Below are 20,000 nucleotides of genomic sequence, written 5' to 3'. Positions count from 1 at the left end.
CCAGCGACATGATCAAGCGTGGCGACCTGGCCGGGTGCGCCCGACCCCGGCATGATGGCCGAGAGCGGTGGGGAGGTGGGGATGCAGATCGAGATCGACATCCTGCGCGATGCCCGGACCGTGCTGCTGGTCGAGGGGGCCAGCGACCTGGCCGCAGTGGAGACCCTCGCGGTACGCCGGGGACGGGACCTGGCCGGCGAGGGCGTACGGGTGCTGCCGATGGGCGGTGCCACCAACATCGGCCACTTCCTCGAACTGCTCGGGCCCCGGGGCCGCGGAGTGCGACTGGCCGGCCTCTACGACGCGGCCGAGGAGGGATTCGTCCGGCGCGGACTCGACCGGGCCGGCTTCGGCACCGCCGCGTCCGCTGCGCGGATCGCCGAACTCGGGTTCCACGTCTGCGTCCGGGACCTGGAGGACGAGCTGATCCGAGCGGTCAGCACCGACGGCGTACAGGAGGTGCTGGCGGTCGAGGGAGACCTGCGCTCGTTCCGGCTCTTCCAGCGGCAACCCGCGCAGCAGGGCCGGGAACTCGCCGCCCAACTGCACCGCTTCATCGGCACCCGGTCCGGCCGCAAGGAGGCGTACGCCCGGCTGCTGGTGCACGCCCTCGACCTGGACCGGGTCCCGCCCCCGCTGGACGCGGTGCTCGCCTCGGTGGTGCCACCGGTCGACGGGAGTTAGCTCACCACTTCGGCAGCATCGAGCCCGGTAACCTGCCGCCCTGCCGGTAGGCCACGCACATCACATCCCGGTCGCCGTCGGCCCACGTCTCGACGGTCGGCAGGATCGGATAGAAGCGCAGCCCCCGGGCCTGGTCATCCGGCCAGGTCCGGACGAAGAGCTGACGGCAGGCGCGCCAGGCGAACGCGGCCAGTGCCGCCGGATCCCAGGCCGCATCCACGTCGGCGTGCACGAAGCCGTACGACTGGTTGTCCGCCGTCTGCGCGCAGGGCCGGTACACGACCACGACGCCGCCCGCCTCCGGCAGGTCGGCCGGGTCGTCGAAGCACTCGCCTCCCTCGATGTCGAGGATGCCCGGCGTCTGCGCGGTGATGAAGTGCTCGTCCTTGAGGATGGCGGAACTCGGGGTGGAACTGCCGACCAGCGTGCCGAGCAGAACCGCCGTGCAGAGCAGCGCGGCGCCCCCACGCAGCAAGCGATGCCGGGTGGCCGGGGCTCGGTCGGGAGCGGTGTCCTGATTGGTCATAGCGGTCCCGATCGTAGGAACGAAACCCTGAACGGCAGCCATGCGTGGGTGTCGGGCGGATGACCGGCGGACCAACACTTCCTGGTCACGTCGCTGTTCCGGCGAGTGTTCACGTCCTGGAAAGGATCTTGTAGTCACCTGGTTGAGCGCGGCTGGGCGAATGACGACGGCCCGGCGACCGTCCAGGCGGTCGACGGTGCTCTCCGCTTCCTCTTTGAAGGGTGACCAGAGTCTTGACCGACCAGACGTTCCCCTGGCGCATCGGAAGCCGCCGGGCAAAGATCGTGGCGATCGGCGCCGCGGCTCTGCTCGTCGGTGGCGTGGCCATCAGCCCCGCCGCCTTCGGTGACGCCCCACCAGCCAAGTTCCCCGCCGCCGAGATCCACAAGCCGTCCCCGATGCCGGACCGGATCATGCTCACCCCGACCACCACACCGTCGACCTCGCAGCGGGTGACCTGGCGTGCCGAGGCCCCCGCGGAATGGGCCCGGGCCGAGATCCTCGAAGCCCCCCGGGCCCTCGGCGACGTGGCTCCCCCCACCGGGGCGGTGACCCGCCTCTCCGCTCTTTCCAGCACCCCGGTCAACACCTCGCTCGGATACGCCTCGACCTACCACACGGTCGAGTTCACCGACCTGAAGCCGAACACCCGCTACACCTACCGGGTCGGCGACGGCACCAACTGGAGCGAGTGGATCGACTTCACCACCGCGGCCAGCGACTTCGAGCCGTTCTCGTTCATCTACTACGGCGACGCGCAGAACTACATCGACTCCGCGGTGCCGCGCGTGTTCCGGCAGGCGTTCGCCGACCGGCCGCAGGCCAAGGCGATCGTCAACGCCGGTGACCTCATCGACACGGCGAACAGCGAGGAGCAGTGGGGTCAGTGGTACAAGGCCGGTAGCTTCATCGACGGCCAGGTCAACAACATCTCGGTCCCGGGTAACCATGAGTACAGCGGTGGCCTGTCCCAGTTCTGGCGCCCGCAGTTCCCGTACCCGGACAACGGCCCGGGCAACGCGGAGCTGAAGCAGACCGTCTACTACGTCGACTACCAGGGTGTCCGGTTCATCGCCCTGGACTCGAACTACCAGAGCAACAGCACGCTGATGGCCGCGCAGACCGCCTGGCTGGAGAGCGTGCTGAGGGACAACCCCAACAAGTGGACGGTGGTGACCTTCCACCACCCCGTCTACTCGACCACCGGCACGCGCAACAACCCGAACGTCCGCAGCCAGTGGGGTCCGCTCTTCGAGAGGTACGGCGTCGACCTGGTGCTCCAGGGCCACGACCACTCGTACGGCCGGGGCAACGTGACCACCGCCCGTAAGTCGGCGGCCGTGCACAACAGCACGGTCTACGCCGTCTCGGTCTCCGGCGGCAAGATGTACGCGCTCAACAACGGTCAGAACTGGACCGGTAACGGTGCCGAGGTGACCAGCACCAGCGAGAACACCCAGCTCTACCAGCTCATCGACGTCGAGCAGGGCACCCTGCGCTACGAGTCCCGCTACGCCAACGGCGTGCACCACGACGGGTTCCTGATCCGCAAGAACGACGCGGGCGAGCGCACCGTCAACGAGCTGCGTACGCCGGAGAACACCGTCGGCCAGCAGGTGACGGTCGACAAGACCGAAACCACGGTCAAGGGCAAGGTCAACGTCTCGGCGTACGGCTACGACCCGGCCGAGAAGGTCGCGGCCTCGCTGCGCAAGGTCGGCGGCGGCGACGAAATCTTCATCGCCAACCTGACCGCCGACGAGTTGGGCCGGATCAACTACGAACTGACCGTGCCGGCGACGGTCAACGCGGGTAGCGCCTACGAGGTGTTCCTGTCCAGCGTCAACCAGAAGATCACCAGCCCGGCCATCACGTTGACCGGCTGGAACGTCGATGTGCAGGCCCGTACGCACTGTGTCGGCACCAACGTGTACGTCTCGGTCAACGCCCGTAACTCCGACGGTGTGCCGCTCACCATCGAGCTGGTCACCCCGTACGGCTCGCGGACGGTCTCCGGCGTCGCCCCCGGGCAGTCCGCCAACCAGGCGTTCAACAGCCGGGCCAAGTCGGTGTCGGCCGGCGTCTCCACGGTGAAGGTCACCGGGACCGTCAACGATGAGTCGGTGACCATGCAGGTCGAGGCTCCGTTCACCGCGCTCAGCTGTAGCTAGCCCTTCGTGGTGGTGGCGCCGTCCCGGGCGCCGCCACCACCTGCTCGTCGGATGACCCCATCAGTTCAGCAAGCACGAGTGCCAACGGAGCATCGTATGAACGCAGTGAATCGCAAGCGCCTCTTTGCGGCGGTCGCCGCGGGCGCGTTTCTGGCCGGGTCGGTGGCGATGGCGTCGCCGGCTCTGGCGGAGCCGGGTGACGAGTCGGACGTGCGGGTGACGGTCGATATCGAGGAGATTCGGGAGCCGGGTGTGCTGGCCATGTCGGTGGCGGCGGATTCGGTGGCGTTGACCGAGGACGGGTCGACGCTGCTGGTGCGTCAGTTCGTCGGCACTTTGCCGACGGTGACGGTGACCGATACCCGGACGGCGGATGAGGTGCCGGAGGGTGCCGCGTGGGCGGTGTTGGGCAGCGCGACCGATTTTGTCGGTTCGGCGGGTCAGGCCCCGATCGGTGCCGGGCATCTGGGCTGGAAGCCGCGTCTGATCGACGGTGGTGACACTGGCCTGGTCAGTGAGGGTGAAGAGGTGGTGACGGTTCTGGACGAGGCGACGCAGCCGGGTAACAACGTGGGTCTGGTTGACCAGGAACTCCTGGTGTCGACCTTTGACTCGGGTGCGGTGGCGGGTGACGCGTACTCGGTGAACGCGGATCTGTTCCTGCGGACCCCGGGTGATGTCGCGGCGGGCGCCTACACCTCGACCCTGACCCTGTCCCTCTTCGAGTAGGGAACCCGGTGTGGGGCTCGCCCGAGCGAGCCCCACACCGTGCTCCGGAGACGATCATGAATCACCGAAGCAGTCTGGCCGGGATGCTGTTCGCCGCCGGGGTGACGCTGGTGGCGACGACCGGCGCCCCCGCCGCCGCCCATCCCTTCGGGCCACCCACGCTGGCCCGGGTCGCCGTCGACGGCGCTCGGGTCGACATCTCCTGGCAACCGGCCGAGGACGACTGGGTCGCGCTCGGCCAGTCGCTCGGCGCGTTCGAGGACCCGACCACCGGACCGGTCGCCACCCAGCTCACCGGTGAGCAGAAGCTCCAGGGCTCCACCGCGGTCCGCGACTACCTCCGGGAGCGGATCACGGTCAGCCAGGACGGCCAGCCCTGCCGGGGAGAACTCCAGCCGCTGGACGCGCTGCTGGCCCAGGGCGCCCGCCTGACCTTCGACTGCCCCGCCCCGGTCAGCACGCTCGACATCACCGTGACCGCGCTGACCGACCTGAACCCGGCGTACCGCACGGTGCTGCGCGCCGAATCGGCGACGCCCGCAGAGTCGCTGTACACCGCGACCGACGGCACCCACCAGGTCGACTTCTCGCGGTCGGGCGGAGGGCCGGCACCGGCCGCCGGGCTGGCCGTCGGAATCACGGCCGCCGGTGGGCTCGGCGCACTGCTTCTCGTCCTGTCCCGACGACGTACCCGGAGCACAAGATGAACGGCCTCAGCGGGCTCGACGAGCGACTGCTGGCCCTGTTCGACAACAGCGCCCTGTTCTGGGTCGCCCTGGTGGTGGCGGTGGGGGTGGGCGCCGCGCACGCCGTGGCACCCGGGCACGGCAAGAGCATCACCGCCGCCTACCTGGTCGGCACGCGGGGCCGCTACGTCGACGCGGTGCGCCTCGGCGTCATCGTCGCGGTGATGCACACGTTCTCCGTCCTGCTGCTGGCGCTGGCCTGGACCGGGTTGAGCGGCGCGGCCAGCCTCGGCACGAAGACGATCACCGCCGTGCTCCAGGTGCTCGCCGGGCTCGTGGTGATCGGAGTCGGCGCGCACCTGATCCGCCGGCACCTGAGCCGGCGCGGGCACACCCATCACCACCACCATCACCACGACCCGGTCGACCCCTGGTCACGGCGCGGCCTCGTCGCGCTCGGCCTGAGCGGGGGACTGCTGCCCTCCCCGTCGGCCTTCCTCATCCTGGTCAGCGGGCTGTTGACCGGCCGCTCCGTGGGCGCGGTGGTGATCGTGCTCGCGTTCGGAGCGGGGATGGCGCTGACCCTGACCGGTGTGGGAGTGCTGACCATCCGGGGGCACGCGATGCTGGCCGGTCGCACCCGAAAATGGGCCCTGGCGTCCAGCGTGTCGGCCTGGACCCCGGCGATCGCCGGGGCGGCGGTCTGTCTCGGCGGCTGTCTCTACGTGGCCGCCGCCGTCTCCACCCTCACCGCCTGACCCGGAGCCATGCACCGGGAGCCGCGCACGTGGCGGATTCACCGCGCGCCGAATCCGGCGACATTGCCGAAGATGGGCACTGTGCGGCTGTCCGGATGGCCGGTCCGCCGTTCGTCATGACCGTGGAACCACTCTTCGTGACGACGAGACAGGGAGTCCCTGACGTGAAGTACATGATGCTGGTCTGCACCGACGTGGAACCGGACCCGGAGCCGCAGAACCACCCGGACGTCGAGGTCTGGGTGGCGGAGAACGACGCCGCCGGGCGGCGCCTACAGGGTGCCCAGCTTGCGCCGGCGGCGACCGCGACCACGGTACGGGTCCGCAACGGCCAACTGCTGGTCTCCGACGGCCCGTTCGCCGAGGTCAAGGAGATGATCGTCGGTTTCGACCTGTTGGAGTGCGCGGACCTCGACGAGGCGATCGAGGTCGCTCGGGCACACCCGATGGCCTGGGAGGGCCGGATCGAGATCCGGCCCTTCGCCGACGTCGATCAGTGACCGAACCGGACCAGGCCGCTGGGCGCGACGGGGGCGTGGCTCGTCGGGCGTCGCCCGACCGAGCCCCGATCGGCAGCGGGGGTACGGGGGCGGGCCGGGCCGCGGCGGCGCAGGTCGTCGCGGCCACGGCCGTCGACGCGTACCCGCGGATCGTCGCGGCGTTGATCCGGATCACCGGTGACTGGACGCTGGCCGAGGACTGCGCGCAGGAGGCGCTGGCCCGGGCGCTGGACCGCTGGCCGGTGGACGGCGTGCCGGCCAACCCGGGCGGCTGGCTGATGACGGTGGCCCGGAACCGGCTCCTCGACCTGCTGCGGCGGGCCTCGGTCGAGAAACGCAAGCTGCGTGACCTGGCGGTGCTGGCGCTCACCGCCGCGACCACGGAACCGGCCGAGGAGGAGGTCGTGGACGACCGACTGCGGCTCATCTTCACCTGCTGCCACCCGGCCCTCGCGTTGGAGGCCCGGGTCGCGTTGACCCTGCGGACGATCTGCGCGGTACCGACCGCCGACATTGCCCGGGTCTTCCTGGTCAGCGAGTCGACCATGACCCGGCGGCTGACCCGGGCCAAGGCGAAGATCGCCGACGCGCGGATTCGGTACCAGGTGCCGTGCGGGGCGGCCCTCACCGAGCGGCTGCCCGGGGTGCTGGCCGTGCTCTACCTGCTGTTCACCCAGGGCTACGACGCGGACGGCGAGCCGGCCTTCGCCGACGAGGCGATCCGGCTGGCCCGGTTGCTGGTCCGGCTCATGCCGGAGCAGTCGGAGGCGTTGGCGTTGCTCGCGCTCTTCCTGTTGCAGCACTCCCGCCACGCGGCCCGCCGCGACCCGAACGGCGACCTGGTCCCGCTCGGCCGGCAGGACCGGTCACGCTGGGACCGGGCCGCGATCGCCGAGGGCGTACGCCTGCTCGGTGGGCTGTCGCAGCACGGCCCGTACGCGTGGCAGGCGCGGATCGCGGCCTGCCACGCCACCGCGTCCCGCGTCGAGGAGACCGACTGGCGGCGGATAGCCGAGTGCTACGACCAACTCGTCCGGCTTCAGCCGACCCCGGTGGTCGCGCTCAACCGGGCCGTGGCGCACGGATACGCGTACGGGCCGGCGGTGGGGCTGGCGCTGCTCGCCGAGGCCCGGGCCGGCGGCGCGCTCGACGACTATCCGCCCGCGCTCGCGGTGGAGGCGGATCTCGTCGCGCGGCAGGGCGACCGCGAGCGCGCGGCGGCGCTGTTCCGCGCGGCAGCGACCCGGACACCCAATGCGGCCGAGCGTCGGGCCCTGCTCGACCGGGCCAGCTCCGGATAGCCGCGCCGGCCCCGCCGGTTGGAAGGGACAATAACCTTGAAACGGGGCATGTCGTCCGGCCGGGGCGGCAGGAGCGCAGCGGAATGGCCGATACTGCCCGGGTGGTGAGACTCGTCCGGGCACTGGTGGTCGTCGCACTCGTGTCGGCGCTGGCGGCCTGCGACGGCACACCCGAGGCCACCCCGACGGCGTCCCCGCCGACGTCGACCCGCTCCGCGTCGGCAGCGCCCGGCGCGTTCACTGCCCCACCCCTGCGGCTGCCCAGCGGGGGTCGAGGCGAGGACTGCCCGGTCAGCAGAGCCCGGCCCTGGTCCGAGCCCGGACGGGCGAACCGGGTGCTCGGGCCCGGCCCCGTGTACCCGATCGCCGACTACTTTCCCGACGCCGCCCTGCCCCTGCGCGACCAGGACCGGCACCCGGACGGCAGCTACACGGTGAAGGTGCGGTGGCTCGCCTCCGGCTACACCGGGCCGGTGCTGGTGCGGGCCGGGCGCATCGACGGGCCGGGCACCGCCGCGGTCGAGTTCTCCTACACCGGTGAGCCCCGTGACGGTGGGCACTATGCCGAGCTGACCGACCCGGACACCGACCTGCCGGCCACCACGACGGTCGGCGGCCCCGGCTGCTACGCGTACCAGGTCGACGGGACGACGTTCAGCGAGACGATCGTGTTTCGTACCCTCACGGTGGTGACGCCCGTCTCGTCCTGACCGGGTGCGCCGGCGTCCGGCGGGCCAGGTGTGGAGCAACCCTGTTCCGCGTGCTGCTGCCGATCAGCCCCGAGGCGTCGCCGGCCGGCTGACCGGGGCGCGCCGGCGATGCCGGAGCAGCACCGTGACGGCCACCGCAGCGCCGGCCACCGCGACGGCCGCCCAGAGCAGCGGGTCGGACCGCAGTTCGGCGGGTAGTTGCTGGGCGAGGACGAACACGCCCATCAGCACCACGAACCAGCCGAACGCCCGGCGCAGCAGCTCGGCCGGGACCCGGCCGGCGAGCCGGCCGCCGAGCAGGCTGCCGGCGACCGCCGCGGCGGTGACGGTGGTCGCCAGGCCCCAGTCGAGGCTGACGCTGGAGAGGTAACCGGCCAGGCCGGCGAAGGACTTCAGCGCGATGACCACCAGCGAGGTGCCGACGGCGACCGGCATCGGCAGGCCACCGAGCAGGGCCAACGCGGGCACCACCAGGAAGCCGCCACCGGCGCCGATCAGGCCGGTGACCAGGCCGACCACGATCCCGTCCAGCACGACCCGCAGCACGGGCAGGCCGTCCGGCGTCGACGGGTTCGCGTCGCCGGGCCGGCCGCGGAGCATCGCGGTGGCGGTGGCGAGCATCATCAGCGCGAAGGCGACCAGCAGCACGGTCGGCGGGACGTACCCGGCGAGCCGGCCACCGGCGTACGCGCCCGCCATGCCGGCGAGGCCGAAGATCAGTCCGGTGCGCCACCGTACGCGGTGGGCGCGGGCATGCGGCAGCACGCCCACCGCGCTGGTGATGCCGACGACGAGCAGTGAGGTGGCGATCGCCTCCCGGGCGGGCAGCCCGGCGACGTAGACCAGCAGCGGCACGGCGAGGATCGAGCCGCCACCGCCGAGCAGGCCGAGGCTGACGCCGATCAGCACCGCGCCGGCCACGGTCAGCGCGAGTGTCGTCACGGCCGGGTCCCGGTCGGCGTTCCCTCGCGCAGTTGACCGACGACGCCGTCCAGGTCGCAGCTGGCGCCGCGGTTGTACGGCAGCCGGCTGAGCAGCAGGCCCATCGCACAGGTGTTGGTGAGCGCGGCGAAGGTCAGCCCGGCGCCGATGAACCCGGCGACCCATTTCAGGCCCGGCACGAACACCGAGGCCAGGATGCTGACCAGGACGATCGAGCCGGCGACCAGGCGGACCTGGCGCTCCAAATCCCAGCGCGGCCGGCCCCGACTGACCGGGGCGCTTGCGGCCTGCCAACCGACGATGCCGCCGTCGAGCACCCTGAGGTTGGGCAGCCCGGCCCCGGCCAGGGTCTGTTCGGCCTGGGCGGCGCGGGCACCGGAGCGGCAGATCAGCACCACCTCCTCGTCGAGGTGGCGGCGCAGTTCCTCGCGGTGCTCCCGAAGCAGATCCAGCGGCACGTTGTACGAGCCGGGGATGTGCGCGGTCTCGAACTCGCCCGGAGTGCGGACGTCGAGCAGCCGGGGCGCCCGCCCGCTGGCGAGCAGCGCGCGCAGGGTGGCCGCGTCGACGGTCGGGGGAAGGTTCGTGCTCATGTTCGTCTCCTTGGTCGTCACGGTGCGGCGGTCCGAGGTGCCCGGTGACAGGTCAGGCGGCGGGTGACAACCGGAGGCCGGCCGGCTGGGCGTGCTCGAACAGGTCGTCGACGAGCACCACGTCGCGGCCGGCGTTGGCCAGCAGGGACGCGGCGGCGGTCGCGCGGTAGCCCGAGCCGCAGTGCACCCAGACCGGGCCGGGCGGCAGCTCGGCCAGGCGTCGGCGCAGGTCGGGCAGCGGCACGTGCACGGCACCGTCGAGGTGACCGGCCCGCCACTCGTTGGTCAGCCGCACGTCGAGCACGACCTGCGGGGCGGGCAGCCCGGCCGGGACGTCTCCGACCAGCGCGGCAGCCAACGCCGGGAAGTCGGCGACGGCCAGTTCCCGCAGCTCCGCCGGGCCGGTGGCCCACTGCTGCGGGGCGCCGGTGGCCTGGGCGGCGGGCCGGTCGATGCCGATCCGGACCAGTTCGCGCTGGGCCCCGGCGACCTGTTCCGGGGTCTCGGCCAGCAGCGTGATCGGCGTGCCCCAGTCGATCAGCCAGCCGAGCCAGGTCGACATCGGCCCGTCGAGGCCGAGGCTGACCGTGCCGGCCAGATGGCTCACCGCGTACGCCTTGCGGTGTCGCAGGTCGACCACCCACTCCCCGGCCGCGATCCGATCCCGCAGCTGCCCGGCGTCGGCCCGGGTCACCGGGGTGAGGTCGACCGGCGCGGGGCCGGCGGCGTTGGTCACGCCCATGTGCGCGTAGTAGGCCGGGTAGGCGTCCAGGCCGGCCAGGGTCTCGGTGACGAAGTCCGTCGCGGCCAGCCGGAAGGCCGGATTGCCCTGCTTCTCCCGGCCGATGGTCGACTCCGGGGCGTCGGACTGGCTCGCCGAGCAGAAGCTGCCGAAGCCGTGGGTGGGCCACACCTGCGCGCCGTCGGGCAGCAGTTCGGCCAGGCGCTGCGCCGAGGCGTGCTGGTGGTGGGCCAGCTCGTGTGCGTACTGCTTGCCGAGCAGGTCGCTGCGACCGGTGGTGCCGAAGAGCAGCGACCCGCCGGTGAAGACCCCGACCGGGGTCCACCCGCCGTCGTCGGTGCTGTCGAGGACGTACGACAGGTGGTGGAAGGTGTGCCCCGGGGTGGCCACCACCCGCAGCCGCAGCGTCTCCGAGACCTCGACCACGTCGCCGTCGGTGACCGGCAGCCGGTCGAAGGCGACCTCGTCGGCCGCGGCCACCAGGTAGTGCGCGCCGGTCAGCCGGGCCAGTTCCAGCCCGCCGGACACGTAGTCGTTGTGGATGTGCGTCTCGACCACGTGCGTGATCCGTACCCCCGCCGCTCCGGCGAGGTGCACCATCCGGTCGACGTCCCGCTGCGGGTCCACCACGACCGCCACCTGGCCGTCGCTGGCCAGATAGCTGCGATCGCCCAGGGACGAGGTCGCGACGACCGATACCCGTACCGCCATGCCCAACTCCTCTCCTCGCGTGCCGCATACCCCCGGGGGTATGCGGCACGCAGTCTTCTCCCTTGGTCGAGTTCGCGCGCTCCGCCGGACGGGCCGCGAAGTGCGGCCCGGTCCGGTCGGTCGGCCCGGTTGGCCCCGCGAAACTACGCCGGGACGTCAGCCCCGGTGGTTCACGCCAGGGCGAGGAACAGCTTCTCCAGCTCCTCCTCGGTCATCTCCGGCTGCTCGCCGTTGTCGCGCGCGGTGGAGCAGTGCCGCATCCCCGATGCGATGATCTTGAAGCCGGCCCGGTCGATCGCCTTGGACACCGCAGCGAGCTGGGTCAGCACCGCCCGGCAGTCCTGGCCGTCCTCCATCATCTCGATCACCGCGTTCAGCTGCCCGCGGGCCCGCTTGAGGCGGGTCAGGGCGTCGCCGGTCATCTCGGGTCGCAGCTTCATCTCGGCACCTCCTGTCGGCGACTATACCCCCCGGGGTATCTCCTCGGCCAGTGGTGCGCGGAGAGCGGCGATCGGCTACCGGTCGGGTCAGGAGGACTTCGGTGCGCCACCCACGAGCGGAGACTCCTGGCTTTCCGCCCGGCCCTCTGCCCGGGCGTCGGCGAGCAGCTGCGCGAGCCGTCGCCGGCGTTGCCGGATGACGAAACGGACGCCGAGGACGAGCAGGGCGAGGAGGATCAGGAGGGCCAGCTGCGCCCAGGGGATCGTCCAGGTGGTCACGGTGGCCGAGGCAGGTCGGATCTCGGCGTCGGTCGGCTCGCTGCCGAGAACGGCGGGCGTCACCGAGACGGTCGTACGCAGCCGGCCCAGCCCCCAGACCCCGTTCACCCGGGCGCTGACCGCCCGGTCGCCGCCCGGCAACATCTCCTCGACCTCGGCCGGCGCATCCTTGCTGGTCAGGCCGAAGAGTTCGCTGACCGTCACCCGGCCGGCGCCGGTCACCGCGACGTTGCCGTCGTTCGTCGCGGTGTAGCTGACCTTGATGTTGCCGCCGGAGAACGGGTTCCAGGAGGGCGTGTAGCTGGCGGTGAGGTCGCTGATCGCCACGCTCGGCGTGATCGTGCCGCTGGCACGCATCATGACCCGGAAACCGACCCGGCTCTCGACGGCGACGGTGCCGCCGGTGCTGGTGACGGTGGCCGCGATGCCGGCCGGGTGGTCACCGGGGGTGGCGTCCTGCGGCACGGTGATGGTGAACGGCACCACCTTGGTCTCCTTGGCCCCCACCGGAACCTTCTCCTGCACCTTGATCCAGGTGCCACCGTCCACCGATTTCTGGTTGGACGGGAGCATGTTGAAGCGTCCCTTGTCGGTGAGGTATCCGTCGGCCGCCTTGAGCGAGAAGACCACGGCGGAGTCGCTGAAGTTCCGCACCGCCAGGTGCTCGGTCACGACCTGACCGGGGTCGAGGGTGCGCTCGATCCACCTGCGGCCGTCGGGGCCGTTGCGGTCGGCCGGCTGCACCGACCAGGTCACCGTCGGCTTGTCCGGCTCTGCGGCGGCGCCGACGGGCGCGATCGGTACGGTGACGAGCACTGCGGCCAGCACGGCGAGCAGCCGCGGCAGCGTCTGCGGCGAGGTTCGGATCATGGCGGAGCCCTTCGGACGGAAAGGTGTGGTGGGGGCCGCGTGGTTACGGCCCCCACCACGTGTTGGTCTTACTCGAAGAGGGACAGGGTCAGGGTCGAGGTGTAGGCGCCCGCCGCGACATCACCCGGGGTCCGCAGGAACAGATCCGCGTTCACCGAGTACGCGTCACCCGCCACCGCACCCGAGTCAAAGGTCGACACCAGGAGTTCCTGGTCAACCAGACCCACGTTGTTACCCGGCTGCGTCGCCTCGTCCAGAACCGTCACCACCTCTTCACCCTCACTGACCAGGCCAGTGTCACCACCGTCGATCAGACGCGGCTTCCAGCCCAGATGCCCGGCACCGATCGGGGCCTGACCCGCCGAACCGACAAAATCGGTCGCGCTGCCCAACACCGCCCACGCGGCACCCTCCGGCACCTCATCCGCCGTCCGGGTATCGGTCACCGTCACCGTCGGCAAAGTGCCGACGAACTGACGCACCAACAACGTCGACCCGTCCTCGGTCAACGCCACCGAATCCGCCGCCACCGACATGGCCAGCACACCCGGCTCCCGAATCTCCTCGATATCGACCGTCACCCGCACGTCCGACTCGTCACCCGGCTCCGCCAGAGCCGGCGACGCCATCGCCACCGACCCGGCCAGAAACGCGCCGGCAGCAGCGGCCGCGAAAAGACGCTTGCGATTCCATGTGTTCATTTCGATGCTCCGTTGGTACTAGTGCTTCCTGAACTGATGTGGCGATCCGGGAAGCGGTGGCGACGCCCGGCGGACGCCGCCACCGCAAACGGCTAACCGCAGCTGATCGCCGCGAACGGCGCTTCAGTCTGCGTGGTCACCGGCTGGCCGTCGACGATCCCGGTGATCTTGATCGTCGAGATGCCGGCCGGCACCGTCTTCGCCCGGCTGTTGAACGCCTGGTAGGCGGAGGCGCCGGGAACGACGCCGGAGACCGTCCGGGACCCGTACGGGGTGACCAGCTCGATGGTGAGCGGCACACTGCCGGCGTTGCGGGCGTTGACCGAGACGTACGCGTTGGTGCCGACGCACTGCGTACGGGCCTGCACCTCGACGTCCCACGCCGGCTCGCCCTGACCGACGGCCGACCGCGGCGCGGTGTCCGCGGTGACCGGCGAGTTCGCGGCGAAGTAGCTCACCAGCATGGTGAGGTCGTTGTCGCCGGTGGTCGCCGGGTTGGTGCCCCCGCCGAGGGTGGTGAAGTTGTCACCGCCGGAGGCGAGGAACGAGTTCACCGTCACCCGGTAGGTGCCCGCCGGGTCGATCGGCGTGCCGTTCAGCTTTATCGAGGTGATCCGGGAGCCCGTGGCGGCCTCCGGGTCGTACGTGTAGCTGAAGCCCTTCGACACACCCAGCCACAGCACTGGACGGGACGCGCCCGTCGGCTGCCACTGCTCCTCCAGCACCTGCTTGACCTGGGCACCGGTGTAGGTCTTGGTGACCACGTCGTTGGAGAATGGCTGGACCGCGAAGGCGTCGGCGTAGGAGATCGTGCCGTCGGTCCGGTACAGCAGGTCGGCCCGCAGGCCGCCCGGGTTCATGAACGCGATCTGCGCCCCGCCCCGGCCGGCGTCGGAGGTGCCGGCGAGCTGCACGTCGGCGATGAAGTTGCCCAGCGCCGACTCCTTGCCCCGGTCCTCGTTGCCGCCGGTGTAGGCGCGCTGGATGTCGGCGGTGATCTCACCCAGCTTCTGCTTGCCCAACTCCTCCGCCTTGACCTTGGCGGCGGCGACGATGTCGGCCACCGCCGGATCCTGCGGCACGCCGACCACGTCGACCAGCGCCGCGTCGGCCGAGGTGACCGCGCCCGACTCCGGGTCGAAGGTCAGCGTGACCTTGCCCAGACGCTTGCCGTAGTCCTCGGCCTGGACCACCGGACGCAGCTTGTCGGTGCCCGGAACCGGGACCTCGAAGGCGTACGGCTGGTGGGTGTGACCGCTGAAGATCGCGTCGATGGTGGCGTCGACCCGGGTGAACTTGCCGAAGACCGGGTCGTTCGCCAGCTCCTCGGCGGAGTCGATGTTCTCCGTCGCGGCGCCCTCGTGGGCGAGCAGCACGATCACATCGGCCTCGCCGTTCTCCGGGTTGCCGTCCTTGAGCTGACCGGCGACGAGGTTGGCCTCGGCGACCGGATCCCGGAACGTCAGGCCGCGGATGCCGTCCGGGCTGACCAGCGACGCGGTCTGCTCGGTCACCACGCCGACGAAGCCGACCCGGACGCCGCCCACGTTGCTGACCGAGTACGCCGGCAGCACCCGGTCGGCACCCCGGTACACGTTGGCACCGAGCAGCGGGAAGTCCGCCCGGTCGGTCACCCGGCCGGTCAGGTCGGCGATGCCCTTGTCGAACTCGTGGTTGCCCACCGCCGAGGCGGCCAGGCCCATCTGGTTCAGCGCGTCGATCGTCGGGTTGTCGTCGTTGATCGCCGAGATAAAGGTGGACGCGCCGATGTTGTCACCGGCGGAGACGAACGCGGTGTTCGGGTTCTGCCCACGCAGCTGGTTCACCAGACCGGCGAGCTGCGCAGCGCCGCCGACCGCCTGACCGCCCACGGTGGCCGGGGACTCCAGCCGGCCGTGGAAGTCGTTGATGCTCAGCAGCTGGAGGTCGACCGGGTTGATCCCGGTGTTGATGCCCACCACCAGCGGGTTGTGGTCGCTGGCCCGGTAGGGGCCCGGCTCGTAGAAGGCGGCCAGGCCGTCGTACTGGAAGGCGTACGACTCGACCGCGTTGATCTGCCACACGTCGACCCCGGTCACCCGGTCCGCCAGCGACGGCGAGGCGAGGGCGTGGTCGAGCGAGCCGGACTCGCCACCGAAGACGTAGCTGGCCTTCCCGGTGTTGTTCAGGTTGCGGTAGTCCTTGCCGTAGAGGACCTGCATCGGGTCCTCCTGGGTGTAGGCGTTGAAGTCACCCAGCAGCAGTACGTCGGAGGTGTTGCTGTCGGCCTTCACCTGGTCGACGAAGGCGGCCAGCGCCCCGGCCTGCCGGACCCGGTCACCGTTCCAGCCGCCCTGGCCGTCCCCGGCGTCGGCGTTGTCGCCGGTGCCGGCACCGCTCTTCGACTTGAAGTGGTTGGCGACCACGATGAAGTCGACCTTGCCGGCGGTGAAGGTCTGCGCGATCGGCTCGCGGGCGTTGAACCAGACGGACTCGTCGTTCACGGAGCGCGACGGGCCCTTCGGCTGCGCCTTCGCCGGCTTGAAGATGATCGCCGTGGTGATGAAGTCCTGCTGGGCCGCGCCGGGCAGCTCGGTCGGGGTGCGGACGTAGTCCCAGGTGTCCGCGCCGTCCTTGGTGTTCAGGGCGGTGACCAGACGCTTGAGCGCCTGCTGCGGGTCCGAGGGGCTGAACCGGACCGAGTTCTCGATCTCCTCCAGCGCGACCACGTCGGCACCGAGCGCGCTGATCGCCGAAACGATCTTCGTCTCCTGCTTGGCCAGCGCGGCCTCGTCGGTTGCGCCGCGGGCGTCGCCGCCGAAGTGCACGAAGTAGTTCAGCACGTTGAAGCTGGCCACCCGCAGGTCGCCGCCGACGTTCACCGGCGCGGCGGTACGCGGGTTGGTGGCCTTGAAGGTGGTCCGGGCGGCCGGCAGGGTGTCCGCGTCGACCGGGACGGCGGGCTGTAGCCGCCACTCGTTGAAGCCGTACGACAGCACCGACGGCCCGAACGCCTCCACCGAGTCGCCGACCCGCAGCGGGCTGGCCACCGACACGTACGGCGGCAGCAGCCCGGCGGTGGCCAGGTTGGTCGTCTTGCCGTCGTCGAGCAGGAGCCGGCGGAGCTTGTTCTCGGCGGCCAGGTCCCGGGCGGTGTCCGAGCCGGGGCGGGCCAGATCGGTCGGGTTGACGGCCGGCTTGTCACCGGCGGCGAGGACCACCTCGCCGTACCGGTTGGTGTTGTAGACCTCGGAGACGGTGTACTGCCCGACCGGCGCCACCAGCATCGACTCGACCGACTCGCGGGCGGCGTCGTCCAGCGGCAGGCTCACCGGGACCGGGGCGGGCAGCGTCGCGCCCTGCTCGCAGATCTGCACGTCGCTCTTGGCGGCGATGGAGAGCTGGGTCAGGCCGTTGAATTCGCTCGCGGTGCCGCTGACCCGCACCCGGTCGCCGATCGCGACCGACGGGTGGTTGGCGGTGGAGGTGGTCAGGTAGACGAAGATGCCGTCCGAGGCGGTGCCGGCGGCGACGGGGCGCTCCCCGCCGCTACCCGCCGTCTGCACGTATACGCCGTTGTAGCCACCGGTGCGGTGGTCGGCGGTGACGATGCCCTCGACGGTCACCCGGGTGCCCGCCACCGGAGTGGCGCTGCCGGTGCCCTGGACCTGGGCGATGGTGTGGTCGACGGTGATGGTGCAGCCGATGGTCGGATCCGGGTCCGGATCCGGGTTCTCGTCCGGAGCGGTGTTGCGGACACCGAAGCTGTTCGGCGCCGGGGGCCGCCAGGTGCCGTCGATCTTCTGGAGGGAGTGGCCGACCGGGGTGGTGGCGGTCTCCTCCACACCGATGTCGATGCCGGGCAGCCCGTTCGCCGGCCCGCCGACCGCGGTGAAGGTCCCCTCGTAGGTGAGGAACTCCTGGACGGTGCCGCCGGGCGCGACGAGAGCGACGCCGTCGGGCGACCCGTTCTGGATGCCGTCCGTCGGGTACGACGCGACGACCACACCGGCGTCCGGCACCGAGCCACTGAGGGTCCTGGTGTTGTACGCCGCGCCATTGGCGCCGTTGTAGAGAACGATTTGCCAGCCGGTCAGGTCGTAGCCGACCGGCGCCTCGATCTCGATCGCCTCGCCGGTGTCCGCGCCGACATTGTCGTAGTGGATCTCACTGATGAACGGTGCCGCCGGCACCGGCTCGGCGAATGCGGCGGTGCCACTGGACAGGGTGAGCGCAGTGGCGGTGACCAGTACGCCCGGAATTGTGAGTAGTCGCGTACTTCTACTTCGCTGCATGTGCTGGGCCTCCGCGGGGCCTCCGAGTGGATAGACCGTCGGAGGATAAGGTGCGCCGGTGGCCGTGCGGGAGCCACCAGATGTACTAATCCGCGGACCGGTCGTGTTTCACGTCACCGGTCTGGCCTGCCTGATCTCCCCGGATCAACCGGTGGCGCGATACCGGGGGCCATCCGGTTCCGGGTTGGCGGTGTCGGGTTTCAGCCGCCCCGGGCGACCGGGCCGATCAGCTGACGCTCGGTGCCGGTCATGCTGAGCATGACCCACTGCACCTTGCCCTTGGTGATCAGACCGACCATCTCCGGGTGCAACTGGGTGAACCAGCTCTGCACGCTCACCAACCCGAGGGCGTTGGCCGCCGTGGCGGCCTCGGTCTCGGTGAGTCGCTGGAGCACCACGATGTCGCTGCGTACCAGCACCTCGACGTCCCAGCCGGCCAGGTCGTCGCGGACCACGAGGGTGGCCCGCCACGGGGCGCTGAGGTTGGTGTCCGGCCCGGTCACCGGACCGGTGTCGATCACCACGAGCTGTGGTTCGGTCGGAGTGGCCGGCAGCGGCGGGGGCACCCCGGGCGGCAGGAACGAGGCGATCTCCCGGCCGATCACGCAGCGCCGCAGGAAGGCGTCCCACTCCTGTTCCCGGGCGGTCTGGATGAACAGCCGGGCACCGAGCGCGAGCGCCCGGAAGGCGAGCAACTCCGCCGCGCGGACTCCGCCGGTCAGCATCAGCCGGGTCGGCTCGGCCCGGAACACCCGCAGCCCGACCGGTTCCTGCTGCCGGTTGCGGCCGACCACCAGCCCGCCACCCCCGGCGACCAGCCGCAGCCCGGCGACGGTGGCGCCGTCGGTGACGTGCAGCCCCATCCGGCTGCCGGGAAACGCGACGCTGTTGTTCACCGCAGGAAGCCTCCGAGCGGCAGGGTGGCGGCCACGCCGTGAGCGTGCTCGCCGTCGAGTCGTTGCAGGCGACCGCCGTGACCGCGGATCGCCTCGTCCAGCGCGCGGTCGGCGCCGTCGAGCGCCGCGGCGTCGGCGCCGATCAGCCGGAACGCCACCTCCACCACGGCGTCGTCGCCACCGGAGTGACCAGGCTCGCGGGCCACCGACATCGACACCACGCCGGCCGCCGCCGGCAGCCCACGCAGCAGCGGATCCAGCTCCCACACCCGGTCGGGCCAGGCGAGCAGTCGGTGGCAGCTCTGCGGCGTGCCCTGCGCCGACCAGCTCCGCCAGCTCTCCCGGGCAAGCGGCCGGTCCCCGCCGACCGGCTGACCGGTCAGGTGGGTCAGGTGGGCGACGGCGGCGAGCACCTCGTCGCGGTTGAGCAGGCGGGCGGTCACCCGGTCCTGGCGCAGCTGGCGGCGGGTCCGCCGGATCGCCGCGGTGAGCGCCGGACGTAGGTCACGGTCGGCATGGAAATCGGGGGTACGCGGGGCCTGGAGCACCACCCACGCCTGCCGGCTGGCCGGCACGCCCCCACCGGTCAGCTCCCGGTACGCCCGGTCGACCGCCGCCGCCCGCGCCCGGGGTGCCGGCGTGACCTGGATGATCACCTGCACCGTCACCGGCGGAGTCTTCGGGTCGGCCGCCGGCAGCAGCGAGACCGGCGACGGCAGGGACTGCGGCGCGCCCATCAGCAGCGCGCCCTCGGTCGGGTCGACCTCCAGCACGGCACTCAGCCCGCCCCGGTGGGTCAGCAGCACGGCGGGTTGATCGTCGATCTCGACCTGGTCGAGCTCGACGCTGCGCTCCAGGTGGGCGAGCACCTGCCAGGCGACGTCCGGCCCGGTGCCGGTCAGCTGCCGGCGTCGGCCCCGATAGCCCCACCAGACCGCCAGCCACTGGTAGAGCCACCGGCCACGATGCCGCAGCACGGTCGGGGAGAGCAGCAGCACCACGGCGGCGGCCACGGCGACGGTCAGCCCGACGCCGTGCGGCGTGGCCGCCAGCACCGCCGCCCCGCCGGCCTGCCAGGCCACGAGCTGGGCGACGTGGATCCCGGCGACCCGGAGCTGCCGGCGGTGTTGGCGTACCACCGGGGCCGCCGTCGCGGCGGCGGCTGAGGCCGCCGACTGCGGCGTCGCACCGGGGATGGTCGCTGCCGCGGCCGGGGCCGCCGGCGGTGGCGTCGCGGCGGGTCGGGCCGCCGCGCTCTGGGCCACGGCGGCGGCCTGGCTGGTGTACGCGGTGCCGGCGGTCGCCCGCCCCTGCCCGCGCTGGGCCGCCCAGCTCTGCCCCGACCCGGTGCCACCGAGCGTCGGCGTCGGCACCGGCGCGCCGGTCTGCTGCTGCGGCTGCGCGCTCCGCTGTTGCGGCGGTGCCGCCGCCCCCGGGTGATGCTGCCAACCCGGCTCGCCCGGTCGTGCCGCACCCGGATGCGTCAC

Annotated in this window: 18 protein-coding genes; 8 read left to right on the top strand and 10 right to left on the bottom strand. The window is 71.6% G+C overall.

Features of this window, described 5'->3' with window-relative positions:
- Positions 1–18 precede the first annotated feature (18 nt).
- Positions 19–684 (top strand): TOPRIM nucleotidyl transferase/hydrolase domain-containing protein, encoded by a 666-nt coding sequence (locus ACQPYA_RS30470; RefSeq protein WP_433530428.1) that lies wholly within the window; start codon positions 19–21, stop codon positions 682–684.
- Between the two features lies 1 nt (position 685).
- Here the strand turns inward: ACQPYA_RS30470 and ACQPYA_RS30465 are convergent, their stop codons facing one another.
- The gene (locus ACQPYA_RS30465) at positions 686–1,210 is read right to left on the bottom strand and encodes a hypothetical protein (RefSeq protein ID WP_433530427.1); all 525 of its coding nucleotides are present in this window, start codon (positions 1,208–1,210) and stop codon (positions 686–688) included.
- 221 nt (positions 1,211–1,431) lie between these two features.
- Between ACQPYA_RS30465 and ACQPYA_RS30460 the strand changes: the two genes are divergently transcribed.
- From ACQPYA_RS30460 to ACQPYA_RS30430, 7 genes are all read left to right on the top strand, one after another.
- On the top strand, positions 1,432–3,381 hold the full coding sequence (locus ACQPYA_RS30460; RefSeq protein WP_433530426.1) for a fibronectin type III domain-containing protein: 1,950 nt from the start codon (positions 1,432–1,434) through the stop codon (positions 3,379–3,381).
- A 96-nt stretch (positions 3,382–3,477) separates the two neighbouring features.
- Positions 3,478–4,110, top strand: a complete 633-nt coding sequence (locus ACQPYA_RS30455) for a hypothetical protein (protein ID WP_433533692.1) — start codon at positions 3,478–3,480, stop codon at positions 4,108–4,110.
- Between the two features lie 56 nt (positions 4,111–4,166).
- Entirely contained in the window at positions 4,167–4,817 is a 651-nt protein-coding gene (locus tag ACQPYA_RS30450; RefSeq protein ID WP_433530425.1) for a hypothetical protein, read from the top strand.
- Positions 4,814–5,554 (top strand): urease accessory protein UreH domain-containing protein, encoded by a 741-nt coding sequence (locus ACQPYA_RS30445; RefSeq protein ID WP_433530424.1) that lies wholly within the window; start codon positions 4,814–4,816, stop codon positions 5,552–5,554. The genes ACQPYA_RS30450 and ACQPYA_RS30445 overlap by 4 nt, the downstream gene beginning before the upstream one ends.
- Before the next feature lie 164 nt (positions 5,555–5,718).
- Positions 5,719–6,054, top strand: coding sequence for a YciI family protein (locus ACQPYA_RS30440; protein WP_433530423.1), 336 nt, complete (start codon positions 5,719–5,721; stop codon positions 6,052–6,054).
- 68 nt (positions 6,055–6,122) lie between these two features.
- Positions 6,123–7,355 (top strand): RNA polymerase sigma factor, encoded by a 1,233-nt coding sequence (locus tag ACQPYA_RS30435; protein WP_433533691.1) that lies wholly within the window; start codon positions 6,123–6,125, stop codon positions 7,353–7,355.
- Positions 7,356–7,456: 101 nt separating this feature from the next.
- A complete protein-coding gene (locus ACQPYA_RS30430) occupies positions 7,457–8,065 on the top strand; it encodes a hypothetical protein (RefSeq protein ID WP_433530422.1) in 609 nt (202 codons plus the stop codon).
- A 63-nt stretch (positions 8,066–8,128) separates the two neighbouring features.
- Here the strand turns inward: ACQPYA_RS30430 and ACQPYA_RS30425 are convergent, their stop codons facing one another.
- The 9 genes from ACQPYA_RS30425 to eccE form a co-directional block, all read right to left on the bottom strand.
- A complete protein-coding gene (locus tag ACQPYA_RS30425) occupies positions 8,129–9,007 on the bottom strand; it encodes a sulfite exporter TauE/SafE family protein (RefSeq protein ID WP_433530421.1) in 879 nt (292 codons plus the stop codon).
- Positions 9,004–9,600 carry a rhodanese-like domain-containing protein gene (locus ACQPYA_RS30420; protein WP_433530420.1) on the bottom strand — a complete coding sequence of 199 codons (597 nt, stop codon included), beginning with the start codon at positions 9,598–9,600 and terminating at the stop codon, positions 9,004–9,006. Before ACQPYA_RS30420 ends, ACQPYA_RS30425 begins: the two co-directional genes overlap by 4 nt.
- Positions 9,601–9,652: 52 nt before the next feature.
- Positions 9,653–11,053 (bottom strand): MBL fold metallo-hydrolase, encoded by a 1,401-nt coding sequence (locus tag ACQPYA_RS30415; RefSeq protein WP_433530419.1) that lies wholly within the window; start codon positions 11,051–11,053, stop codon positions 9,653–9,655.
- 170 nt (positions 11,054–11,223) lie between these two features.
- On the bottom strand, positions 11,224–11,493 hold the full coding sequence (locus ACQPYA_RS30410; protein ID WP_111219150.1) for a metal-sensitive transcriptional regulator: 270 nt from the start codon (positions 11,491–11,493) through the stop codon (positions 11,224–11,226).
- 87 nt (positions 11,494–11,580) lie between these two features.
- Complete coding sequence (locus tag ACQPYA_RS30405) at positions 11,581–12,642, bottom strand: WxL protein peptidoglycan domain-containing protein (protein ID WP_433530418.1); 1,062 nt, start codon at positions 12,640–12,642, stop codon at positions 11,581–11,583.
- A 68-nt stretch (positions 12,643–12,710) separates the two neighbouring features.
- Positions 12,711–13,343, bottom strand: a complete 633-nt coding sequence (locus ACQPYA_RS30400; RefSeq protein ID WP_433530417.1) for a hypothetical protein — start codon at positions 13,341–13,343, stop codon at positions 12,711–12,713.
- A 92-nt stretch (positions 13,344–13,435) separates the two neighbouring features.
- Entirely contained in the window at positions 13,436–17,617 is a 4,182-nt protein-coding gene (locus ACQPYA_RS30395; RefSeq protein WP_433530416.1) for an ExeM/NucH family extracellular endonuclease, read from the bottom strand.
- Between the two features lie 200 nt (positions 17,618–17,817).
- Positions 17,818–18,513 (bottom strand): hypothetical protein, encoded by a 696-nt coding sequence (locus ACQPYA_RS30390; protein WP_433530415.1) that lies wholly within the window; start codon positions 18,511–18,513, stop codon positions 17,818–17,820.
- Positions 18,510–20,000, bottom strand: coding sequence for a type VII secretion protein EccE (gene eccE, locus ACQPYA_RS30385; RefSeq protein WP_433530414.1), 1,491 nt, complete (start codon positions 19,998–20,000; stop codon positions 18,510–18,512). Before eccE ends, ACQPYA_RS30390 begins: the two co-directional genes overlap by 4 nt.

This window comes from Micromonospora sp. CA-263727 (assembly GCF_050942455.1).
Classification (GTDB): domain Bacteria; phylum Actinomycetota; class Actinomycetes; order Mycobacteriales; family Micromonosporaceae; genus Micromonospora.
This window is presented reverse-complemented; position numbering and strand designations above follow the sequence as displayed.